Genomic DNA, 20,437 nt, shown 5'->3' on the forward strand with positions numbered 1-20,437 from the left:
GACTGGCCTGCTGTCACTCGACAAGCCGGCAGACATGCTTAAATGAATAGCGGTGCGGCCCGACCCGCGATAGGCACATCCTCCATGACCGAGCATAAATTCATTTCCATACGCGGCGCGCGCGAACACAATCTGAAGAATGTCGATCTCGACATACCGCGCGACAAGCTGATCGTAATGACCGGCATGTCGGGCTCCGGCAAGTCATCGCTCGCCTTCGACACCATCTATGCCGAGGGGCAGCGCCGCTACGTCGAGAGCCTGTCCGCCTATGCTCGCCAGTTTCTGGAAATGATGCAGAAACCGGATGTCGACCAGATCGACGGTCTGTCGCCGGCCATTTCCATCGAACAGAAGACGACATCCCGCAACCCGCGCTCGACGGTCGGCACAGTGACCGAGATATATGACTATCTGCGCCTGCTGTTCGCGCGTGTCGGCGTGCCGATATCCCCTGCGACGGGCCTGCCGATCGAGAGCCAGACAGTCAGCCAGATGGTCGATCGCATCATGGCACTCGACGAGGGAACGCGCCTCTACATACTTGCCCCAATCGTCAGGGGGCGAAAAGGCGAGTACCGCAAGGATTTCGCCGAACTGATGAAGAAGGGCTTCCAGCGCGTGAAGGTGGACGGCGAATTCTACGAGATCGCCGACGTCCCGGCCCTGGACAAGAAGTTCAAGCACGATATCGACGTAGTCGTGGACCGTGTTGTCGTCCGGGACGACATCGGTGCGCGTCTTGCCGACAGCCTTGAGACCTGCCTGCAACTTGCCGACGGGCTCGCCGTTGCGGAATTCGCCGACAAGCCGCTGCCGCCCGAGGACACCGGGGCCGACGCCATCAACAAGTCGAAGAACGACACCCACGAACGGATCGTTTTCTCGGAAAAGTTCGCCTGCCCGGTTTCCGGCTTCACGATACCGGAAATCGAGCCGCGCCTTTTCTCCTTCAACAACCCTTTCGGCGCATGCCCGTCCTGCGATGGCCTGGGCGTGCAGCAGAAGATCGATCCCGGCCTTGTCGTGCCCGAACGCGACGCGAAATTGCATGAGGCAATAGCGCCCTGGGCAAAGTCTTCGTCTCCCTATTACCGCCAGACACTCGACGCACTCGGCAAGGCCTACGGGTTCAAGATCACCGACAAGTGGTCAGACGTTTCAGACGAAGCCAGGAATGCCGTCCTGTACGGCACAGGATCGCGGGAGATCGACTTCGTCTATGACGACGGATTGCGCTCATACAAGACGACCAAGACCTTCGAAGGTGTAATTCCCAATCTGGAGCGCCGCTGGAAGGAAACCGATTCCTCATGGGTGCGCGAGGAGATCGACCGCTACATGTCGGCCACTCCCTGTGCCGCCTGCAACGGCCATCGCCTCAAGCCGGAGGCGCTTGCGGTCAAGATCGGCGGGTTGCACATTTCGGAAGTCACGCAGTTCTCCATCCGCAAGGCTGCGAAATGGTTCGAGGAGATCGACGACACCTTCACGGACAAGCAGACCGAAATCGCCTACCGAATCCTCAAGGAAATCCGCGAGCGGCTGCGCTTTCTCAATGATGTCGGGCTTGATTATCTCACATTGTCCCGCAATTCGGGCACGCTGTCGGGCGGCGAAAGCCAGCGCATCCGTCTCGCCTCGCAGATCGGCTCCGGTCTCACGGGTGTTCTCTACGTGCTGGACGAACCCTCGATCGGGCTGCACCAGCGCGACAATGCGCGCCTGCTCGACACGCTGCGCCACCTGCGCGACCTGGGCAATACGGTCATCGTTGTGGAGCACGACGAGGACGCCATCCTGACTGCGGATCATGTCGTCGACATCGGCCCTGCCGCGGGCATCCACGGCGGCCGTGTCATCGCGTCCGGAACGCCGGCCGAAGTGATGGCCAATCCGGCATCGCTGACCGGACAATATCTTTCGGGCGAGAAGGTCATCCCCGTTCCCGCGGAACGTCGGAAGCCGAAACGGAACCGTGCCATCAAGGTGGTCGGCGCGCGCGGCAACAACCTGAAGGACGTGACGGCGGAGATCCCGCTCGGTCTCTTCACGGCGGTAACCGGAGTGTCGGGTGGCGGTAAGTCCACCTTCCTGATCGAGACGCTGTACAAGGCCGCGGCGCGGCGCATCAACGGCGCCCGCGAGAACCCGGCCGAACATGATCGCATCGAGGGACTCGAACATCTCGACAAGGTAATCGACATCGACCAGTCCCCGATCGGCCGCACGCCGCGTTCGAACCCGGCCACCTATACCGGCGCCTTCACGCCGATCCGCGACTGGTTCGCCGGGCTGCCGGAGGCCAAGGCACGCGGTTATGCGCCCGGTCGGTTCTCCTTCAACGTCAAGGGCGGCCGATGCGAGGCCTGCCAGGGCGACGGCGTCATCAAGATTGAGATGCACTTCCTCCCCGACGTATATGTCACCTGCGACGTCTGCGACGGTCAGCGCTATAACCGCGAGACGCTCGAAGTGCGCTTCAAGGGCAAGTCGATTGCCGATGTGCTGGACATGACCGTGGAGGAAGGCGTCGACTTCTTTTCCGCCGTACCCGCCGTTCGCGACAAGCTTGAAACCCTGAAACGTGTCGGCTTGGGCTACATCAAGATCGGACAGCAGGCGACAACCCTGTCCGGCGGCGAGGCCCAGCGCGTCAAGCTGGCGAAGGAGCTGTCGCGTCGCGCCACCGGGCGCACGCTCTACATTCTCGACGAGCCGACGACGGGATTGCACTTCCACGACGTCGCCAAGTTGCTCGACGTGCTGCACCAGCTGGTCGAACAGGGCAACACGGTGGTCGTGATCGAGCACAACCTCGAGGTCATCAAGACGGCGGACTGGATTATCGACCTCGGCCCGGAAGGCGGTGACGGCGGCGGCGAGATCGTCGCGACCGGAACCCCGGAACAGGTGATCGAGGTGGATCGCTCCTACACCGGCCACTTCCTGCGCGAACTGCTCGAGCGCCGACCACAGAAGCGGATCGAAGCCGCCGAATAATTTTTTTTCATCTAGCGGCTCTGCGTGGCCCGACCAAATTGACCCTGATCAAGGCTTCAGCCCTTCGCGGATTCTAGCTTCCCGGCATCCCCAGGAACAATGGGAACCAAAAGGAGAGAATCATGGCTGAAGATAGAAAAAGCAATGTTCCTTCCATGTGGTCTGCCGGTCTCTTCGACGATTTCCGCAGGGAGATGGACGAGCTGATTTCCGGCTTCTTCGGCGGCGAGCGCCGCTGGCCCGCGCAATCGCGGAATTGGGCAAACCTTCCTGTCGGCGTCGTCAATCCGGCAATCGACGTGACCGAGAATGATGAGGCAATCACGCTGACGGCAGAATTGCCCGGCCTCGCGGAAGACGATATCGATCTCACGGTGCGCGAGGGCATTCTGACGCTTAAGGGCGAAAAGAAGCACGAGCGCGACGAGGAAAAGGACAACGTCCACGTCACCGAGCGTTCCTACGGATCGTTCCAGCGCACCATGCCGGTTCCTGACCGGGTGAACGCGGACAAGATCAGCGCGAAATTCGACAAGGGCGTCCTCAAGGTCGTGATGCCGAAGAAGCCGGAGGCAGTGGCAGCCGCCCGCAAGATCAAGATCGAGGGATGATACACTCCCGTCAGGGCCAGGGCGCTCGAGTGTCCCGGCCCTGGTTCAGCAAGCCGAAAGCAACAGGAATTCGCGCCACGATATCCTCGGCGACAGCCAGCGGGCCGGCTGCCCCGCCCGCTTCCCCGTGAAGCCATGCCGCAGCACATGCGGCTTCCCACAATGGCAAGCCCTGAGCCACCAGGCCGCCGATCACTCCGGACAGCACATCGCCGGAACCCGCAGTCGCCAATGAGGACGTCGCGTTCGTATTGATCGCCGCACGTCCGTCCGGCGCAGCGACGACCGTATCCGGTCCCTTGTAGAGCACGACCGCGTTGGCCCGCGCCGCCGCAGCAACCGCCTTGTCGACCTTCGAAAGCGACCTGTCCTCGGCCAGATCTGGAAAAAGCCTGCCGAATTCGCCCTCATGGGGCGTCAGCACCAATGCTTGTCCCACAACGGCATGGGCAACATCGAACAGCGCCTTGCTCTCCGATGCAAAGGCGGTGATCCCGTCAGCATCCAGGACGAGGCGCAATCCGGTCCTGTCCGCTTCCTGCAATATCGACAAGGCGAGCCGGCGGGCGGTGGTGAAGTCACCGAAACCGGGTCCCAGCACACATGCCCTGCATCCCTTGAGCTCACCCAGCCGATCATAGGAGTCATCCGGCGCGCAGGGCCTCAGCATGATCGATGTCAGGTGCGCGGCATGAATGTCCAGCGCATCCGGCTGGCCAAGAATGGTCACCGCTCCCGCGCCCGTACGTTGTGCGGCCAGCGCCGCCAGCCTGGCTGCTCCAGTGGCATGCTTCCCTCCGGAGAATACCGCTGCGTGACCGCGGGAATATTTGTGCCAGGTCGCATCCGGCTTCGGCAAAACCGGACCCCACAGCTGCGGCACGTTCTCGAAGATGACCGGCGGTTTCGCCGCAAGGGCTTCCGCACGCACTCCGATATCCGCGACAACCACCTCACCGCAGGCCTGCCGGCCCGGAAAAAGCAGATGGCCGGGTTTCTTGCGGAAGAACGTGACCGTCACATCCGCCGTAAGCGCACCTCCCAGATCCGCACCGCTGTCACCATTGACGCCGCTCGGCAGATCCACCGCGACGACCGGGCATGTCGCCGATCTCGCCTTGTGGAGCGCAACCAGGACGCGCTCCGGCAAGTCCCTCGTCAGCCCTGCGCCGAATATCGCATCGACGACGACATCATCACGCGACGGTTCGAATTCCTCGGGCGGCTCCACTGCGCCGGAATATCGCGACCGCGCGATCGCCGCATCGGTCCCGCCTCGCGGCGTGCCAAAGGCATATGCCGTCACGGACATGCCGCTTTCCTGCAGGATGCGGGCGGCAACATATCCATCGCCGCCGTTGTTGCCGGGCCCGCAAAGGACCAGCGCCCGCCTTGCATGGCCAAAACGCTCCAGGACAGCGCGCGCTACCGCCGCCCCGGCATTCTCCATCAATGTTGTTCCCGGGATTTGGGCGTTCTCGATCGTCCACCGGTCTGCATGCGCCATCTGCTCGCAAGCAAGTACGGCATGAGACAGAATTCGGTCTTCGCGAATGGACACCACCACATCCTCACAAATGCACATATTTTGGGCACGATGCACAGTTCTTGAGCGCTGCAAACACGGCCGTCGACCGCAAACGCCCGAAACTTTGCTCCAGGTCCGGGAGATTGTGCGGGGATTGCTCGATTGTCTACGGCAATTCGGCGCATTTCCAATTGGCACACCATCTGCTTGTGTAGGGGCACACAACATCGTGGAGGCTTGCCTGTAGATGAAAAAGATCGAAGCGATCATCAAACCGTTTAAACTCGACGAGGTGAAGGAGGCCCTTCAGGAAGTCGGCCTGCAAGGTATCACCGTCACCGAAGCGAAGGGATTCGGACGCCAGAAGGGCCACACGGAGCTCTATCGCGGAGCCGAATACGTCGTCGATTTCCTGCCCAAGGTTAAGGTCGAGGTCGTCGTGGCCGACGAAACCGTCGAGGCCGCCATGGAAGCAATCCGCAACGCGGCACAAACAGGTCGAATCGGCGACGGCAAGATCTTCGTGTCCAACATTGAGGAAGTGGTTCGGATACGCACCGGCGAAACCGGCGCCGATGCCATCTGACGCCCTTGCGCAATTCCCCAACAATTTACAGTTCAACCAAAGGGAAGAAAAATGAGTGCAAATGACATTCTGAAGAACATCAAGGACAGCGAGATCAAGTTCGTCGACCTGCGTTTTACCGATCCGCGCGGCAAGATGCATCACGTCACGATTGATACCGCTGTTGTCGACGAGGACATGTTCGCCGACGGTGTGATGTTCGACGGATCTTCGATTGCCGGCTGGAAGGCGATCAATGAGTCCGACATGGTGCTTATGCCCGATACAGAGACGGCCCATATGGACCCGTTCTATGCACAGTCCACCATGGCTATCTTCTGCGACATCCTCGACCCGGTTTCCGGCGAGGGCTATTCCCGCGATCCGCGCATGACTGCGAAGAAAGCCGAAGCCTACGTCAAATCCGGCGGTTTCGGCGATACTGCCTATTTTGGGCCGGAACCCGAATTCTTCCTGTTCGATGACGTCCGCTTCTCCTCGGACATGTACAACACCGGCTTCCAGGTCGATTCGGTCGAGCTGCCCACGAACAACGACGCCGAATACGAAACGGGCAACCTTGGCCACCGCCCGCGCGTAAAGGGCGGCTACTTCCCGGTCAACCCGGTCGATTCCGCACAGGATATCCGGTCCGAGATGCTGACGGTCCTCGCCGAGATGGGCGTGAAGACGGAAAAGCATCACCACGAGGTGGCCGCCGCTCAGCACGAGCTTTCGATGCTGTTCAATACGCTCACCTTCAAGGCCGATGAGGTCCAGCTCTACAAGTACGTGGTTCACAACGTGGCCCATGCCTACGGCAAGACAGCGACCTTCATGCCGAAGCCCGTCTATGGCGACAATGGCACCGGAATGCACGTCCACCAGTCGATCTGGGGTGATGGCAAGCCGCTCATGGCCGGCGACGGCTATGCCGGGCTGTCGGAAACCTGCCTCTACTACATCGGCGGCATCATCAAGCACGCCAAGGCGCTCAACGCCTTCACCAACCCGTCGACGAACTCCTACAAGCGTCTCGTCCCCGGATTCGAGGCACCGGTGCTGCTTGCATATTCGGCACGGAACCGTTCGGCATCCTGCCGGATTCCGTTCTCCACCTCGCCGAAGGGCAAACGTGTCGAAATCCGCTTCCCGGATCCGACCGCAAACCCCTACCTGGCATTTGCCGCTATGCTGATGGCCGGCCTCGACGGCATCAAGAACAAGATCCATCCGGGCGACCCGATGGACAAGGACCTCTACGACCTTCCGGCGGAAGAGCTGGCCGGCATTCCGACTGTATGCGGTTCGCTCCGCGAGGCGATTGCGGCCCTGCGGGAGGACAACGAGTTCCTGAAAGCCGGAGGCGTCTTCGACGAAGATCAGATCGAGGCATATCTCGAGCTCAAGGAAGAGGAAAACATCCGCTACGAGCATACGCCGCACCCGGTCGAGTACGACATGTATTACTCCGTCTGACACTTGTCGGACTGAATTCACGGACCGGCGGCGCTCAGCGCCGCCGGTCTTTTGTTTGTCGGGAGCGCGCGCGCCTTATACCAAAGTCAAAATTCGCGTTACTTGGCGTTAACACTATATTATTCGCCTGAATCGACACTTGCCAGACCGGCGCCTCATTCGGGCGGGCGATCGAGCCTAACCGGTGCTGCATGTTTTCAGCATGTTTTTCCTGCCTTGCCGGTCTTGCCACGCGCTTCATCCGCGGCCGGCAGCAATTCCATCGGGAGGAGAATCGCGATGCAGTTGCGTATTTCGCAGAAGATGGCGCTGTTCGCACCCATGTCGATTGCAGGAATGCTTATCGTAACAGCGATCTTCCTGTTCGGTGCGACATGGCAAGACCGACTGACCACCCGCGCCAATGACGCAGCCGATCTTGCATTCGTGATCGGCAATATCGATGCCCAGACAATCGAGGCACGCCGGGTAGAGAAGGACTATCTTCTGACCGGCGACGAAGCGCTGATCGCCGAGCATGAAAGACTGTCGATGGACACGGCGGCGCAAATTGAGCGTCTCCGCGGTCTCGCTCAGAGTACCGGAAACACTGGGCTGCTTGACGACATCGATCAACTGGACGAGGCCTTCGGCGCCTATGTCTCGGACTTTCAGACTCTGGTGGAGTCGCACAAGCTTCTTGGCTTCGATGGTGACAGTGGCCTGCGTGGTGAACTGAAGTCCGCGGTCAACGAAGTGGAAAAGACCCTGGAGTCGCTGGAAGCGCCTTTGTTCAAGATCAGCCTGCTTCAAATGCGCACTCTTGAGCGCGACTTCATTCTGACCCACGACCGGGTATACGCCGATCGCCACGCGGCCGAAATCCAGAATTTCTATGGTATCTGGGAAAAGCTCGGGCTGATCTGGGTGGCCGAGCGCAACGAGGTCAATGCCAAGATCGGTGTCTATGGCATGGTATTCCAGGAATATGTCAACGAGACCCTGCGCGAGGCCGAGTTGCGCGGTCGGTTGGCCGCCGTGCTGGAGCCGATCATCGACAAAATGATCGGGGAACTTGATACGCTGAAGAACAATGCCCGCGAACAGGCTGACGCGGCTGCGACGAGTACCACCAAATACGCCATCTTGACTGTCATCGGCGGCACTGTCGTCATCGGCGCGGTCGTCTGGCTGATCAGCCGCTCGGTCAAGGTACCACTCGCCTCGACAGGACGCGTGATGGCCCGTCTCGCCGAGGGCGATATCGAAGTGGAGATCGCTGGAACCGACCGGCGCGACGAGATCGGCGACATGGCCAGGGCCTTGGCCGTCTTCCGCGACAGCGAGGTTGCCCGGAGGCGGGCCGAGGCACAGGCCGAGGAGACCCGCAAGCTCAGCGACCGCGAGCGCGCAGCCCGCGACGCGGAACGCCAGGCGGAGGCAGAAGATCTTCAAAGGGCGATCAATGCGCTCGGCGAAGGCCTGCGTGACCTTTCGGCCGGCAACCTCGCCGTCCGGATCGACGAGCCCTTCGTGTCGCAGCTCGACAGCCTGCGCATCGACTTCAACAACTCGGTCGAGAAGCTCGGCGAGTCGATCCGCGCTGCAGTCGGCAGCGCCGCGACGATCGAGAACGGAACGAAGGGCATCGCGCGGGCGGCGGAGGACCTGTCGCGCCGCACCGAACAGCAGGCCTCAGCACTGGAGCAGACCGCGGCCGCACTCGGCGAAATGACGGAATCCGTCCGGTCGACCGCTCAGAGCGCGCAGGAGGCCGGCGAACAGGCGGCTGCCACCGCAGCTGACGCTGACAAGTCCGGCAAGGTCGTCGAGGATGCGGTCGCGGCGATGGCGGAAATCGAGGAATCCTCCCGCCAGATTTCCGAGATCATAAGCGTCATCAACGAGATCGCCTTCCAGACCAACCTGCTGGCGCTCAATGCCGGCGTCGAGGCCGCGCGGGCGGGCGAGGCCGGCCAGGGTTTCGCGGTGGTCGCCCAGGAGGTGCGCGAGCTGGCGCAGCGCTGCGCGGACGCGGCGCACGAAATCCAGAACCTGATCGAGACCTCGGACCGAAAGGTCTCGGCCGGCGTCGGACTCGTCGGTGCCACTGGCAAGTCGCTCGCGGCGATAGTCGAGCAGGTCAACACGGTGAACAACCACATCGCGTCAATCGTCGTCTCGATGCGCGAGCAGTCTGCCGGCATCGAGCAGATCAACAGCGCGATCGGCGAGATGGACTCCAATACCCAGAAGAACGCTGCGATGGTGGAGGAAACGACATCCGGCATCCGCGCGCTTGCCGAAGAAGCGGCCGCGCTCGGAGCCGACATGAAGCAGTTCCGGCTGGAGGAGGCCGCTCCCGGCGAACAGCAGGCGTCCGGAGATGCGCCGGAACGGACGGAGACAGAGGCGGCGCCGGAATTCCTTGCCGAGGGCAGCGCGGTCATCGCGAAGGCCCCCGCGGAATGGACGGAATTCTGACGGACCGTCCCCAGTGCCGGACGGCCGGCGAAACCTCCACTGTCGGCCACGGCAGAAACGCCGGTTGCATCGGGATATGGCGGGGTTTACACGCGGTATCGCCGTACTATGCTGTGGCATTCATCCCGCCGGCGTGCCAAGCCGGCGGATCGTATGATCCGGAGCGCGATCGTGTTGCGCCCACAACCCCCGACCAGAAAGGCACAACATGACCGAAGCCCAGCACGGAAACACCGTGCATATTCACTACACCGGCAAGCTGACAGACGGCACCGTGTTCGATTCTTCCGATGGCCGCGAGCCTCTCCAGTTCGAACTCGGCGCCGGCCAGGTGATTCCCGGCCTCGACAAGGCAATGCGCGGGATGAGCGTCGGCGAGACCAAGACGGTAACCATTCCCTCCGAAGAGGCCTATGGCCCCCATCATCCCGAGGGCGTCCATGTCGTGCCGCGCGGTGAACTGCCGCCCCATATCGACACGGAGATCGGCGCACGCCTTCAGGCGCAGGGCGGCGACGGCACTGTCATCAACCTGACCGTCGTGGACGCGAATGAGGAGACGGTGACGCTGGACGCCAACCATCCCCTCGCCGGCAAGGATCTCGTCTTCGAAGTGGAGCTTGTCGCCGTCAGCTGACGGCACGAATTGCGGCGCGGCAAATCGGTCCGCGCCCCTTGCCGCCCGGTCGCCGATTTGCCACACCGGCAGGGACGTCCATCGGGAGAAAACGGCATGGCGACTCTTTCATTCTACGGCGCGGCGGGAACGGTCACCGGATCCTGCTCGATGGTCGAGGCTGCGGGTTCCCGCTTCCTCGTCGACTGCGGCATGTTTCAGGGCAACAAGACAATCCGCGCCCTCAACGACAAGCCGTTTCCGTTCGATCCCGCCGCCGACTTCCTCCTTCTCACCCATGCACATATCGACCATTCCGGCCTGCTGCCCAAGCTGGTCAAGCACGGCTTTTCCGGCCCGATCTATTGCACGCCGCCAACCGCCGATCTGCTGAGTTTCATGCTGCTGGACTCGGCCAAGATCCAGCGTTCGAACACGGAACGATACAATCGCAAGCGCGCGCGCCGCGGCGAGGAACCCGTCGAGCCGATCTACACCGAGGAAGATGCACGGGCGACCCTCGAACTGCTGCGTGGTTACGACTACGACCAGTGGTTCGAACCGAAACCCGGCATACATGTCCGCTACTGGAATGCCGGACACATTCTCGGATCGGCCTCGGTCGAGGTGAAGTTTGCCGACGATTCGAATGGCAACACGATGCGCCTGCTGTTTTCAGGCGATATCGGACCGGAGGAAAAGGTCTTCCATCCCGAGCCGGATGCCGAGCGCGGTTTCGACTATGTCATCTGCGAAAGCACCTATGGTGACCGCGACCGCGACGACTACACCCTGGTCGCGCGGCGCGAACACTTGCGCAAGGAACTGGTTCGCGGCCTCTCGGCCGGCGGAAATGTGGTCATTCCGGCTTTCGCCGTCGAGCGCAGCCAGGAACTGCTCCACGACATCGGCGTCCTTCTTGCCAGGAACGAGCTGCCGGAGACAACCGTGTTCCTCGACTCCCCCCTGGCGAAGGCCGTGACCGAGGTGTTCATCAAGCATGCCGGCACCCTCGATGACGTCGAGCTGGACGAGGCCGCCCTGTTCCGCGACCCGAGGTTCCGCCTTGTCCAGGATGTCGAGGAAAGCAAGGCGATCAACAGGATCACGGGCGGCGCGATCATCATCTCGGCCAGCGGAATGGCTGATGCAGGGCGGATCCAGCATCACATCAAGAACAACATCTGGCGATCCAACGCCACGATCCTTTTCGTGGGCTACCAGGCGCCAGGCACGCTCGGCCACTACATATCCAGCGGTGAGCCCGTCGTACGCATCCATGGCAAGGAATATCTGGTCAAGGCGGAAATCCGCAGGCTGGGCAACTATTCCGCCCATGCCGATCAGGGCGAGCTCCTGGATTGGGTACAGGAGCGCGGTCCCGTTGCCGGGCGCCTGTTCCTGAACCACGGGGACGACGATGCGCGCGAAGAACTTGCGCGGCTGCTCGCCGAACGCGGCTTCGACCGCGACAAGATCGTCCTGCCGCAGATGGACGAGACATTCGAACTGGTGGCGGGAGACGCGAAGTCCAAGGGAAGGCTGCCCGATCGCATTCCGCGTACCGAGTTGCTGACGGACTGGAACAATGACTACGCTGCCTTCCTGCTCGCGCTGGAACAGCACCTTCAGGATGCCGGAAACGATGCCGAGAGGCGGGAGATCATCGCCCGGCTGCGCGGCGCGCTCTAGTCTTCGGCTTCGACCTCTGCATCGGCTTCCTTGAAGCCGAGCAGGTTCCAGCTCTGCACCATGTGCGGCGGCAGCGGCGCCGTCACGTTTATGATGCCGCCGTCGGGATGGGGAATGACGATCCTGCGGGCATGGAGATGCAGCTTCTTCTGCATCCCGCCCGGAAATTCCCAGTTCGGATCCTCGTCGAAATATTTCGGATCGCCGACAATCGCATGGCCAATATGCGCACAATGCACGCGGAGCTGGTGCGTGCGCCCTGTGACCGGCTCCAGTTCCAGCCACGACAGGCGTTGCCCCGCGGTCTCCACCGTGCGGTAGACCGTCACCGCGTGCTCGGCATCGGGCTCTCCGTGCCTGCACACCCGCATCCGGTCGCCGTCACGCGTCTGCTCCTTGACCAGCCAGGTGGATATGCGGCCCTCCCGCTTTCGCGGAACGGACTTCACAAGCGCCCAGTAGGTCTTCCTGGTGTCGCGTTCACGGAACGAGGCCGTCAGGCGCTGGGCGGCGCCGCGCGTGCGTGCGATCACGAGAATGCCTGACGTGTCGCGGTCGATGCGATGGACCAGCCGCGGTTTCTCGCCCCTGGCGTTCCGGAATGCTTCCAGCATCCCGTCCACGTGCCGCGTCAGCCCGGACCCGCCCTGCACCGCCAGCCCCGCCGGCTTGTTCAGCACCATCACCTTCCTGTCCTCGAACAGGATCATCTGCCGGAGGGCTTCCTCGTCCGACTGGTTGCGGATCGTCTTCGCGGTCATCGGCCCCTTCGCCGGCGCCGCGGCTGCCGCCATGGGCGGGACGCGGACGGTCTGGCCCGCCTCGAGCCGGGTGTCTGCCTTGACGCGGCTGCCATCGACGCGCACCTGCCCGGTGCGCAGCAGTTTCTGCAACGCGCCGAAGGCAAGAGCGGGATAATGCACCTTGAACCAGCGGTCGACGCGCATGCCCGCCTCGTCCTCGTCAACGGTCTTCTGTTCGACGCCTGCCATGGTCTGCTCCCGGTGGTGTCAGGCCATCGCCCGAACGAGTGCGAGGCCGGCAACGAGTGCCAGTATGGAGAATGCGACACTCGTCGCCATGTAGAGCGCGCTCTGCCAGTGATCGCCCCGTTCCCACATCAATACGAAATCGAGCGAGAAAGCGGAAAACGTGGTGAAGCCGCCCAGAAAGCCGGTCGCAAGAAAACTGCGGATCTCCATGCTCGCTCCGCTCCGCCGGGAAAGGATTGCGATCAGCACCCCCATCAGGAACGAACCGAATATGTTGACCGAAAGCGTTCCGAACGGAAAATTCGGCCCGGCCAGGCGCAACAATGCATGACTGGTGAGATAGCGCGCCGACGCGCCGAGACCGCCACCCAGTGCCACGAGAAGGAGATGAGACATGAACTTCTCCTAGTCCATGCCTCGGCTCCGCGAAAGCCCCGCCGCGAGGATGCTCAGATTTTTCCGGCCAAATTGGGTGCCTGCTCCACGAATTCCTTCACGAACGCGTCGAGCGCGTTCCAGTCGGTAAATTCGTGATCGCGGGACGTGTCGGTCGGCCCGCCTTCCTTGCCGGCGATCCGCTTCAGCATCCAGCGCCGGAAGAAATCATACTCGGTGTATTTCAACGCCCCGGCTGCATGATGAATGGAGATCGGCCACCACCCGGTTTCCTTGCTGAATTCCTCCACGCAGTCGGCGATCTCCTGCACCTCGCCCTTGTCCGCCGACGCGGCGGACAGCGATACGGAGATGAATGCACCCGGCCGCGCCATCAGCGTTTCCGCATTGGCCTTCACGAAACGGCGAAGCGGCGCGGGGAAACTGCCGACATGCACGGGCGCGGCGGCGATTACGGCATCGAATTCGTCAGCTGCGGGCACGGTGTCGTCGCCGGTCGAATCGATCAGGCGAACATCGTGGCCGGCCTTTTCGAGCGTCGATGTCAGGTGCCCGACGATCTTCCGCGTGTGGCCTTCGACTGTTGCGTACAGGACTAGAATGCGCATGACGATCCTCCTTCGCGTCCGGCCTAGACGGAATTTGTCGCAGTCGCCTTGATCGCGGTCAATCCTTCAGCACCGGTCAGGCGCCCTTGCCCTGCCCGAGGATCTTCCAGTTCTTGTAGAAGACCGACTTGATCTGGTCCGCTATTGCCGAGACTCCCGCCAGCATGACGGACACGAGCCCGGGAAATGGAGAAGGTCGCACCACATCCATGAACACGTTGTACCGCCGCGCATCGAGGCGATTGACGGACTGGTGGAACAGCGTGTCATCGAAGATGTAGAGCGGATTGTCGCGCCACATGTGCTTGACGCCCTGGCACTCGATATAGACCTCGTCGGAGTCCGCCGGGTCCAGATTGAGCAGGACTCGTATCGACAGCCGCAATGGCCCGAAATGCCAGGTCGTGGATTCCTTGCCGCTGAAGACGGAAAGCGCAATCGTCTTCACGAACTTGAAGTCCCGGTTGAACTCGGGAACGTCGTCCGCTTGCCGATTGCCGTACCAGCGCCAGACATACATGCCGCGACGCCCGTCGCTGAAGGCATCGTCCACCCTGGCAATTATCTCTTCCTTCCGGTTCCTGAAGGTATCCAGAACGTCCTCGATTTCGCGGCGATACTCGTCCGGAAAGTCGTCCAGCGTATAGATGCCGGGATTCCTGTAGGACAGGAGGTCGATCAGCAGGTTGAGGGGCGCAAGCAGGAATGTCGGTATTCCGTTGCCCATGAAGTAGCGATTGAACAACAACGCCGTCTTCGGCTTGTTGCGCATGACATCGACCGCGCCGGCGACAAGCCATATCGCCGTGATCCACGGAATGAAATAGAACAGTATGGCCAGCACGGGAACGGCGATCGCTATCCGCCTGATGGCCTTTTTTGTGGCGCGTTGCATGGGATGACGTACGGTGGATTTCAGTCGGATTTCTTCTGCCTTTCGCGGCGCAAATTCGACCAGTACTCCAGCCGCTTCCTGATGTCACGCTCGAATCCCCGCTCCACCGGCCGGTAGAACTGCTTTCGTCCCATCGTTTCCGGAAAGTAGTCCTGCCCGGAAAATGCGTCCGGCTCATCGTGGTCGTATCGATAGCCTTCACCATATCCCTCCGACGACATCAGCTTGGTCGGGGCATTGAGAATATGTTTTGGTGGCAGGAGCGAACCGGACTCTTTCGCCGAGCGCAGCGCCGCCTTGTAGGCGGTATAGGCGGCATTCGATTTCGGCGCGGTGGCCAGGTAGATGCAGGCTTGCGCCAGCGCCAGTTCGCCTTCCGGCGATCCGAGATAGTCGTAGGCATCCTTGGCGGCCAGCGCGACCGTCAGCGCCTGCGGATCGGCAAGGCCTATATCCTCGCTGGCCATGCGCACGAGGCGCCGCCCTATATAGAGTGGATCCTCGCCGGCATCGAACATGCGAGCAAGATAATAGAGCGCTGCATCGGGATCGGAACCGCGCACCGACTTGTGCAATGCGGAGATCAGGTTGTAATGGCCGTCCTGCCCCTTGTCGTAGACCGGTGCGCGTCGCTGAACGATACGGCGGAGCCCGTCCTCGTCCAGGGTTTCGCCCTCCTTGACGGAGCGGAAGACCTCCTCGGCCAGCGTCAGTGCAGCCCGGCCATCGCCGTCCGCCATGCCGACGAGCAGGCCGCGCGCGCCTTCGGTAACCGGAAGTTCGCGGCCCGTTTCGGCCTCCGCGCGCTTCAGCAGGGCTTCAAGGCAATCCGGCTCAAGCCGGTTCAGCGTCAGCACCCTGGCACGAGACAGCAGGGCGGCATTGAGCTCGAAGGACGGATTCTCCGTCGTCGCACCGACCAGCAGGATCGTGCCGTCCTCTACCACAGGCAGGAAGGAGTCCTGCTGAGCCCGGTTGAAGCGATGGATCTCGTCCACGAACAGGAGCGTCTGCGTGCCGTTCTGCAACCGCATCCTCGCTGCGTCGAACACCTTCTTCAGATCGGCGACGCCGCTGAAGATCGCGGATATCTGCTCGAAATGCAGGTCCGCCGCGCCCGCAAGGAGGCGTGCGATGGTGGTCTTGCCCGTGCCTGGCGGTCCCCAGAAGATGATGTTGCCCAGGCTGCCCGACGCAATCATGCGCGTAAGCGCTCCGTCCGGTCCGGTCAGGTGGTCCTGCCCGACGACATCCTCGAGACGGGTCGGCCGCAGCCGGTCGGCAAGCGGCCGGTGGCCTTTTCCGGTTTGCGCGGGTGCCCCGGCGCCGAAGAGATCCGACATATGCCCGCTAGCCCCGGAAGAACTGCCGAATGATGCGGCCGTCCCGGTTGATTACGAAGCTCCAGGAACGATCGGTCGAGGCAGCGATCTCCGCCACGGTGTCAACCGTGTCGATCTGCAGGCCATTGATCGCGATCAGAACATCGCCCCGCTTGAACCCGATCCTGTCGGCGGTGGAGCCGCGCCGAACGTCGGTGACGATTACCCCCTCACCGCGAAAGCGGACATTGAGACGATCGAGCACTCGCGGCGAGATGTTTGCGACGGTCGCGCCGGAAAGCGGGCTGGTCCCCGCGATCTGCGTCTCGTTCGCGGGCACGGTTTCGGGCACTTGCTCAAGCGTAAGATCGACGGCGACGCGCTGGCCGCGTGAAAGCATGGCGAATGTGACCGTACGGCCCGGCCCGGCGGTCTCGAGCCGATACTCAAGCGCATCGGGATGCTCGATCGGATGCCCATCCATGCTGAGCACGACATCTCCGGGGCGAATCCCGGCCCTGTCGGCGGGACTGCCGCGATCGACCTCGGTGACGATCGCGCCCGACGGCCGCCGCATGCCGAGGCTCTCGGCAATCGCCGGCGTCACCGTGTCGAAGCGTGCGCCGATATAGGGCCGCTCGAATGCATCCGCCCCGCCCCTGGCCTGGTCGATAACGGCGCGGACCATGTTGGAGGGGATCGCGAAGCCGATGCCTATGGAACCACCCGAGCGCGATACGATCGCGGTGTTGATGCCGATCAGCTTGCCGGACATGGATATGAGGGCACCACCGGAATTGCCGGGATTGATTGCCGCGTCCGTCTGGATGAAGAAGCCGAAATCGGAGACACCGACGCGGTTGCGCGCCAGGGCGGACACGATGCCCGAGGTAACCGTCTGGCCGACGCCGAAGGGGTTGCCAATGGCGAGCACGAGATCGCCGATCTCGACCGCATCCGAATCCGCGATCTCGAGATAATCCAGATCGCGGCCCGCGTCGATCTGGAGCACGGCGAGGTCGGCGCGCTCGTCACGCAGCACGACGGTGCTTTCGAACTCCTCACCGTCCGAAAGCGCCACCTTGATCTCGTCGGCATCGCCGATCACGTGGTTGTTCGTCACGATCAGGCCCGACGGGTCGACGATCACGCCGGAGCCGAGAGACTGTTCCATGCGCGGGCGCGTCGGCCCCGAGAAGCCGGGTCCGAAGAAGAACTCGAAGAACGGATCCCCGGCGAATGGCGAGCGCTGCTGGACCAGTCGGGCTGCATAGACATTGACCACGGCCGGCGCCGTCGCCTTCACCAGCGGCGCGAAGGAGAGCTGCATCTCGTCGCGGCTGAGCGGGACACGGCGCTCCGCGCCGGCATTGTCCTGGCGGTCGCGCCCGGCAAACAGGTCCAGCAATATCTCGCCGGCAGACTGCCCGCCCTCCTGCGCCAGAGCAGGCGGCACTCCGGTCGCCACGACCAGGATCGAGAGCAATGCCACGCGGCAAGCTTTGAATAACGCCATCATCAGCACTCCCAGGCCTTGCGGAATCGCCGCAACCATAACGAAAAAAAGGGGCCGCAAAAGGCCCCTCTTCCCGTGTCACATCGTAGCTGTCAGCGCCGTCCGGCAAGCACCGGACGACCGGGAACTCAGGCGGCCTCTTCTGCCGCTGCCGGTTCCTCTTCGGCTTCGGCCCGGGCACGGTCCGCCGCGCCCTTGGCATCGACATCGCGGTCGACGAACTCGACAACCGCCATGGGCGCATTGTCGCCATGACGGAAGCCGGCCTTCATGATCCGGATATAGCCGCCATTGCGATCCGCATAACGCGTCGCCAGCGTGTCGAACAGCTTGCGTACCTGGTTCTCGTCGCGAATCGCGGCGATAGCCTGGCGGCGTGCGTGCAGGTCACCCCTCTTGCCGAGCGTAACCAGCTTCTCGACGATGGGGCGGATTTCCTTGGCTTTGGGCAGCGTGGTCACAATCTGCTCGTGCTCGATCAGCGAGGCTGCCATATTGGCAAACATCGCCTTGCGATGGCTTGCAGTGCGGTTCAGCTTGCGGCCCGATTTTCCGTGGCGCATGAGCCTTCTCCTTGAAAGTTATCCGGTCACCCGGTGATCAGTAGTGATCCTCGTAACGCTTCGCGAGGTCTTCGATGTTTTCCGGCGGCCAGGCGGGCACTTCCATACCGAGATGGAGGCCCATGGACGCCAGCACTTCCTTGATTTCGTTCAACGACTTGCGACCGAAATTCGGAGTCCGCAGCATTTCGCCCTCGGTCTTCTGGATAAGATCGCCGATGTAGACGATATTGTCGTTCTTGAGACAATTCGCCGAGCGCACCGAGAGCTCCAACTCGTCGACCTTCTTGAGAAGCGCCGGATTGAAGGCGAGTTCCTGAACGGTCTCCTCCTCCACTTCCTTCTGCGGCTCTTCGAAGTTGACGAACACACCGAGCTGATCCTGCAGGATACGGGCCGCGAACGCGACCGCATCCTCGCCCGAAACCGCTCCGTTGGTCTCGATCGTCATGGTCAACTTGTCGTAGTCGAGGACCTGGCCTTCACGGGTGTTTTCCACCTTGTAGGAGACCTTGCGGACCGGAGAATAGAGGCTGTCGACCGGAATAAGACCGATCGGCGCATCCTCGGCGCGATTGCGGTCGGCAGGCACGTAGCCCTTGCCATTGTCGACGGTGAATTCCATGCGGATTTCCGCACCTTCGTCGAGCGTGCAGATCACGTGATCCGGATTGAGTATCTCGACATCGCCGACAGTCTGAATGTCGCCAGCGGTCACAGCACCCGGGCCCTGCTTCCGGACAACCATGCGCTTCGGGCCGTCGCCTTCCATCCGGATGGCGATTTCCTTGATGTTCAGAACGATATCCGTAACATCCTCGCGCACGCCTGCGATCGAAGAGAATTCATGCAGCACACCGTCGATCTGCACGGCGGTCACCGCGGCGCCCCGCAGAGAAGACAGCAGAACGCGGCGCAGCGCATTTCCGAGAGTGAGACCGAAGCCGCGCTCGAGCGGTTCGGCGACGAGCGTCACCTTGTTGGTGCCGTCGCTCTTGAACTCGACCTTCTTCGGCTTGATCAGTTCTTGCCAGTTCTTGTGTATCACGGCAGTTTTCCTCAGCTTCCTTGCCACCATCCAATCGTGGCAACAGACCTGAAAACAGGCAACGCAGGATCGGCGTCGCCTCTGGAACGATTAGACGCGACGCTTCTTGCGCGGGCGGCAACCATTGTGCGGAATCGGCGTCACGTCCCGGATCGAGGTGATCGTGAAGCCGGCGGCCTGCAATGCGCGCAGAGCCGACTCGCGGCCGGAACCCGGTCCGCAAACCTCCACTTCAAGTGAACGCATGCCATGCTCCTGTGCCTTGCGGGCACAATCCTCGGCCGCAACCTGCGCTGCAAACGGGGTGGATTTGCGCGACCCCTTGAAGCCCTGCATACCTGCCGACGACCAGGCAATCGTGTTGCCCTGTGCATCGGTGATGGTGATCATCGTGTTGTTGAATGTCGAATTGACGTGAGCAACACCCGAAGAGATGTTCTTGCGCTCGCGACGACGAACGCGACCGGCATCCTTTGCCATGATCTTCCTTTCGATCTCTGCACCGCCGTAATTCCAGCGGCTACACCTGGGAATGAGCGGGAGCCGCGTCGATGACGCGGCCCGATTCATTCAGATTACTTCTTCTTGCCTGCGATGGCTTTCGCCGGACCCTTGCGGGTACGCGCGTTGGTGTGCGTGCGCTGGCCGCGGACAGGCAGGTTGCGGCGGTGCCGCAGACCACGGTAGCAGCCAAGGTCCATCAGACGCTTGATGTTCATCGAGACTTCACGACGCAAATCACCCTCGACCTGGTAATCGCGGTCAATGGTTTCGCGGATACCGAGCACCTCGGCGTCCGTCATCTCGTGAACCCGGCGCTCGGCCGGAATGTTGTTCTTCTCGATGATTTCCTGCGCGAATTTCGGACCGATACCGTGAATGTATTGAAGTGCGATCACTACGCGCTTGCCCGAAGGCAGGTTAACACCGGCAATACGTGCCATTCTATTCTCCATGTCGGCCGGTCGAACCGGCGGTTGTGTTTACCCGCGTCCGGTGGAGGCCGGCCCCTGCGGGTTCTCCTTTTCAAGCGGCATCGCGCCACAAGGGCACGTTCAACCAGTCTTTCGAGGAAGATGCGCCGCTATAATCCCGCCCATACCGCGAGTCAACAGGACTTACCGCTATTTTGCGCATCCT

Annotated in this window: 18 protein-coding genes; 7 read left to right on the forward strand and 11 right to left on the reverse strand. The window is 62.0% G+C overall.

Annotated features, from left to right (window positions below):
- The first annotated feature begins 84 nt into the window (after positions 1-84).
- Both uvrA and HTY61_RS06905 read left to right on the forward strand, forming a co-directional pair.
- A complete protein-coding gene (gene uvrA / locus HTY61_RS06900; RefSeq protein ID WP_175276097.1) occupies positions 85-3,003 on the forward strand; it encodes an excinuclease ABC subunit UvrA in 2,919 nt (972 codons plus the stop codon).
- Between the two features lie 122 nt (positions 3,004-3,125).
- Complete coding sequence (locus tag HTY61_RS06905) at positions 3,126-3,614, forward strand: Hsp20/alpha crystallin family protein (protein WP_175276098.1); 489 nt, start codon at positions 3,126-3,128, stop codon at positions 3,612-3,614.
- A gap of 10 nt (positions 3,615-3,624) precedes the next feature.
- Here HTY61_RS06905 and HTY61_RS06910 read toward each other — a convergent pair whose 3' ends face one another.
- On the reverse strand, positions 3,625-5,412 hold the full coding sequence (locus HTY61_RS06910) for an NAD(P)H-hydrate dehydratase (protein WP_246272956.1): 1,788 nt from the start codon (positions 5,410-5,412) through the stop codon (positions 3,625-3,627).
- Here HTY61_RS06910 and HTY61_RS06915 point away from each other — a divergent pair.
- From HTY61_RS06915 to HTY61_RS06935, 5 genes are all read left to right on the forward strand, one after another.
- On the forward strand, positions 5,390-5,728 hold the full coding sequence (locus tag HTY61_RS06915) for a P-II family nitrogen regulator (protein ID WP_175276099.1): 339 nt from the start codon (positions 5,390-5,392) through the stop codon (positions 5,726-5,728). The genes HTY61_RS06910 and HTY61_RS06915 overlap by 23 nt on opposite strands.
- A gap of 51 nt (positions 5,729-5,779) precedes the next feature.
- Positions 5,780-7,186, forward strand: a complete 1,407-nt coding sequence (glnA, locus tag HTY61_RS06920; RefSeq protein WP_175276100.1) for a type I glutamate--ammonia ligase — start codon at positions 5,780-5,782, stop codon at positions 7,184-7,186.
- Positions 7,187-7,465: 279 nt separating this feature from the next.
- Positions 7,466-9,649 carry a methyl-accepting chemotaxis protein gene (locus HTY61_RS06925; RefSeq protein WP_175276101.1) on the forward strand — a complete coding sequence of 728 codons (2,184 nt, stop codon included), beginning with the start codon at positions 7,466-7,468 and terminating at the stop codon, positions 9,647-9,649.
- 208 nt (positions 9,650-9,857) lie between these two features.
- Complete coding sequence (locus tag HTY61_RS06930) at positions 9,858-10,286, forward strand: FKBP-type peptidyl-prolyl cis-trans isomerase (RefSeq protein WP_175276102.1); 429 nt, start codon at positions 9,858-9,860, stop codon at positions 10,284-10,286.
- 96 nt (positions 10,287-10,382) lie between these two features.
- Complete coding sequence (locus tag HTY61_RS06935; RefSeq protein ID WP_175276103.1) at positions 10,383-11,957, forward strand: MBL fold metallo-hydrolase RNA specificity domain-containing protein; 1,575 nt, start codon at positions 10,383-10,385, stop codon at positions 11,955-11,957.
- On the opposite strand, the gene HTY61_RS06940 is transcribed toward HTY61_RS06935, so the two are convergent.
- The 10 genes from HTY61_RS06940 to rpsM form a co-directional block, all read right to left on the reverse strand.
- The gene (locus HTY61_RS06940) at positions 11,954-12,949 is read right to left on the reverse strand and encodes an RluA family pseudouridine synthase (protein ID WP_175276104.1); all 996 of its coding nucleotides are present in this window, start codon (positions 12,947-12,949) and stop codon (positions 11,954-11,956) included. The genes HTY61_RS06935 and HTY61_RS06940 overlap by 4 nt on opposite strands.
- An 18-nt stretch (positions 12,950-12,967) precedes the next feature.
- Entirely contained in the window at positions 12,968-13,345 is a 378-nt protein-coding gene (crcB, locus tag HTY61_RS06945; RefSeq protein WP_175276105.1) for a fluoride efflux transporter CrcB, read from the reverse strand.
- 53 nt (positions 13,346-13,398) lie between these two features.
- Entirely contained in the window at positions 13,399-13,953 is a 555-nt protein-coding gene (locus HTY61_RS06950) for a flavodoxin domain-containing protein (RefSeq protein ID WP_175276106.1), read from the reverse strand.
- A gap of 76 nt (positions 13,954-14,029) precedes the next feature.
- A complete protein-coding gene (locus HTY61_RS06955) occupies positions 14,030-14,848 on the reverse strand; it encodes an aspartyl/asparaginyl beta-hydroxylase domain-containing protein (RefSeq protein ID WP_175276107.1) in 819 nt (272 codons plus the stop codon).
- 20 nt (positions 14,849-14,868) lie between these two features.
- The gene (locus HTY61_RS06960; RefSeq protein WP_175276108.1) at positions 14,869-16,191 is read right to left on the reverse strand and encodes a replication-associated recombination protein A; all 1,323 of its coding nucleotides are present in this window, start codon (positions 16,189-16,191) and stop codon (positions 14,869-14,871) included.
- Between the two features lie 7 nt (positions 16,192-16,198).
- The gene (locus tag HTY61_RS06965; RefSeq protein WP_175276109.1) at positions 16,199-17,689 is read right to left on the reverse strand and encodes a Do family serine endopeptidase; all 1,491 of its coding nucleotides are present in this window, start codon (positions 17,687-17,689) and stop codon (positions 16,199-16,201) included.
- Between the two features lie 125 nt (positions 17,690-17,814).
- A complete protein-coding gene (rplQ, locus tag HTY61_RS06970; RefSeq protein WP_175276110.1) occupies positions 17,815-18,249 on the reverse strand; it encodes a 50S ribosomal protein L17 in 435 nt (144 codons plus the stop codon).
- A gap of 37 nt (positions 18,250-18,286) precedes the next feature.
- Positions 18,287-19,297, reverse strand: coding sequence for a DNA-directed RNA polymerase subunit alpha (locus tag HTY61_RS06975; RefSeq protein ID WP_175276111.1), 1,011 nt, complete (start codon positions 19,295-19,297; stop codon positions 18,287-18,289).
- A gap of 90 nt (positions 19,298-19,387) precedes the next feature.
- Entirely contained in the window at positions 19,388-19,777 is a 390-nt protein-coding gene (rpsK, locus tag HTY61_RS06980) for a 30S ribosomal protein S11 (protein ID WP_175276112.1), read from the reverse strand.
- Between the two features lie 95 nt (positions 19,778-19,872).
- On the reverse strand, positions 19,873-20,241 hold the full coding sequence (gene rpsM, locus HTY61_RS06985; protein WP_175276113.1) for a 30S ribosomal protein S13: 369 nt from the start codon (positions 20,239-20,241) through the stop codon (positions 19,873-19,875).
- Positions 20,242-20,437 lie beyond the last annotated feature (196 nt).

This window comes from Oricola thermophila (assembly GCF_013358405.1).
GTDB classification, from domain to species: Bacteria; Pseudomonadota; Alphaproteobacteria; order Rhizobiales; family Rhizobiaceae; genus Oricola; species Oricola thermophila.

Excerpts from the sequence above, each read along its gene's own strand:
- HTY61_RS06935 (WP_175276103.1), top strand. The coding sequence starts at position 10,383 with ATGGCGACTCTTTCATTCTACGGCGCGGCGGGAACGGTCACCGGATCC.
- crcB (WP_175276105.1), bottom strand. The coding sequence starts at position 13,345 with ATGTCTCATCTCCTTCTCGTGGCACTGGGTGGCGGTCTCGGCGCGTCG.
- glnA (WP_175276100.1), top strand. The coding sequence starts at position 5,780 with ATGAGTGCAAATGACATTCTGAAGAACATCAAGGACAGCGAGATCAAG.
- HTY61_RS06910 (WP_246272956.1), bottom strand. The coding sequence starts at position 5,412 with ATGATCGCTTCGATCTTTTTCATCTACAGGCAAGCCTCCACGATGTTG.
- HTY61_RS06905 (WP_175276098.1), top strand. The coding sequence starts at position 3,126 with ATGGCTGAAGATAGAAAAAGCAATGTTCCTTCCATGTGGTCTGCCGGT.
- HTY61_RS06925 (WP_175276101.1), top strand. The coding sequence starts at position 7,466 with ATGCAGTTGCGTATTTCGCAGAAGATGGCGCTGTTCGCACCCATGTCG.
- HTY61_RS06950 (WP_175276106.1), bottom strand. The coding sequence starts at position 13,953 with ATGCGCATTCTAGTCCTGTACGCAACAGTCGAAGGCCACACGCGGAAG.
- HTY61_RS06930 (WP_175276102.1), top strand. The coding sequence starts at position 9,858 with ATGACCGAAGCCCAGCACGGAAACACCGTGCATATTCACTACACCGGC.
- HTY61_RS06915 (WP_175276099.1), top strand. The coding sequence starts at position 5,390 with ATGAAAAAGATCGAAGCGATCATCAAACCGTTTAAACTCGACGAGGTG.
- uvrA (WP_175276097.1), top strand. The coding sequence starts at position 85 with ATGACCGAGCATAAATTCATTTCCATACGCGGCGCGCGCGAACACAAT.
- rpsK (WP_175276112.1), bottom strand. The coding sequence starts at position 19,777 with ATGGCAAAGGATGCCGGTCGCGTTCGTCGTCGCGAGCGCAAGAACATC.
- rpsM (WP_175276113.1), bottom strand. The coding sequence starts at position 20,241 with ATGGCACGTATTGCCGGTGTTAACCTGCCTTCGGGCAAGCGCGTAGTG.
- rplQ (WP_175276110.1), bottom strand. The coding sequence starts at position 18,249 with ATGCGCCACGGAAAATCGGGCCGCAAGCTGAACCGCACTGCAAGCCAT.
- HTY61_RS06960 (WP_175276108.1), bottom strand. The coding sequence starts at position 16,191 with ATGTCGGATCTCTTCGGCGCCGGGGCACCCGCGCAAACCGGAAAAGGC.
- HTY61_RS06940 (WP_175276104.1), bottom strand. The coding sequence starts at position 12,949 with ATGGCAGGCGTCGAACAGAAGACCGTTGACGAGGACGAGGCGGGCATG.
- HTY61_RS06965 (WP_175276109.1), bottom strand. The coding sequence starts at position 17,689 with ATGATGGCGTTATTCAAAGCTTGCCGCGTGGCATTGCTCTCGATCCTG.
- HTY61_RS06955 (WP_175276107.1), bottom strand. The coding sequence starts at position 14,848 with ATGCAACGCGCCACAAAAAAGGCCATCAGGCGGATAGCGATCGCCGTT.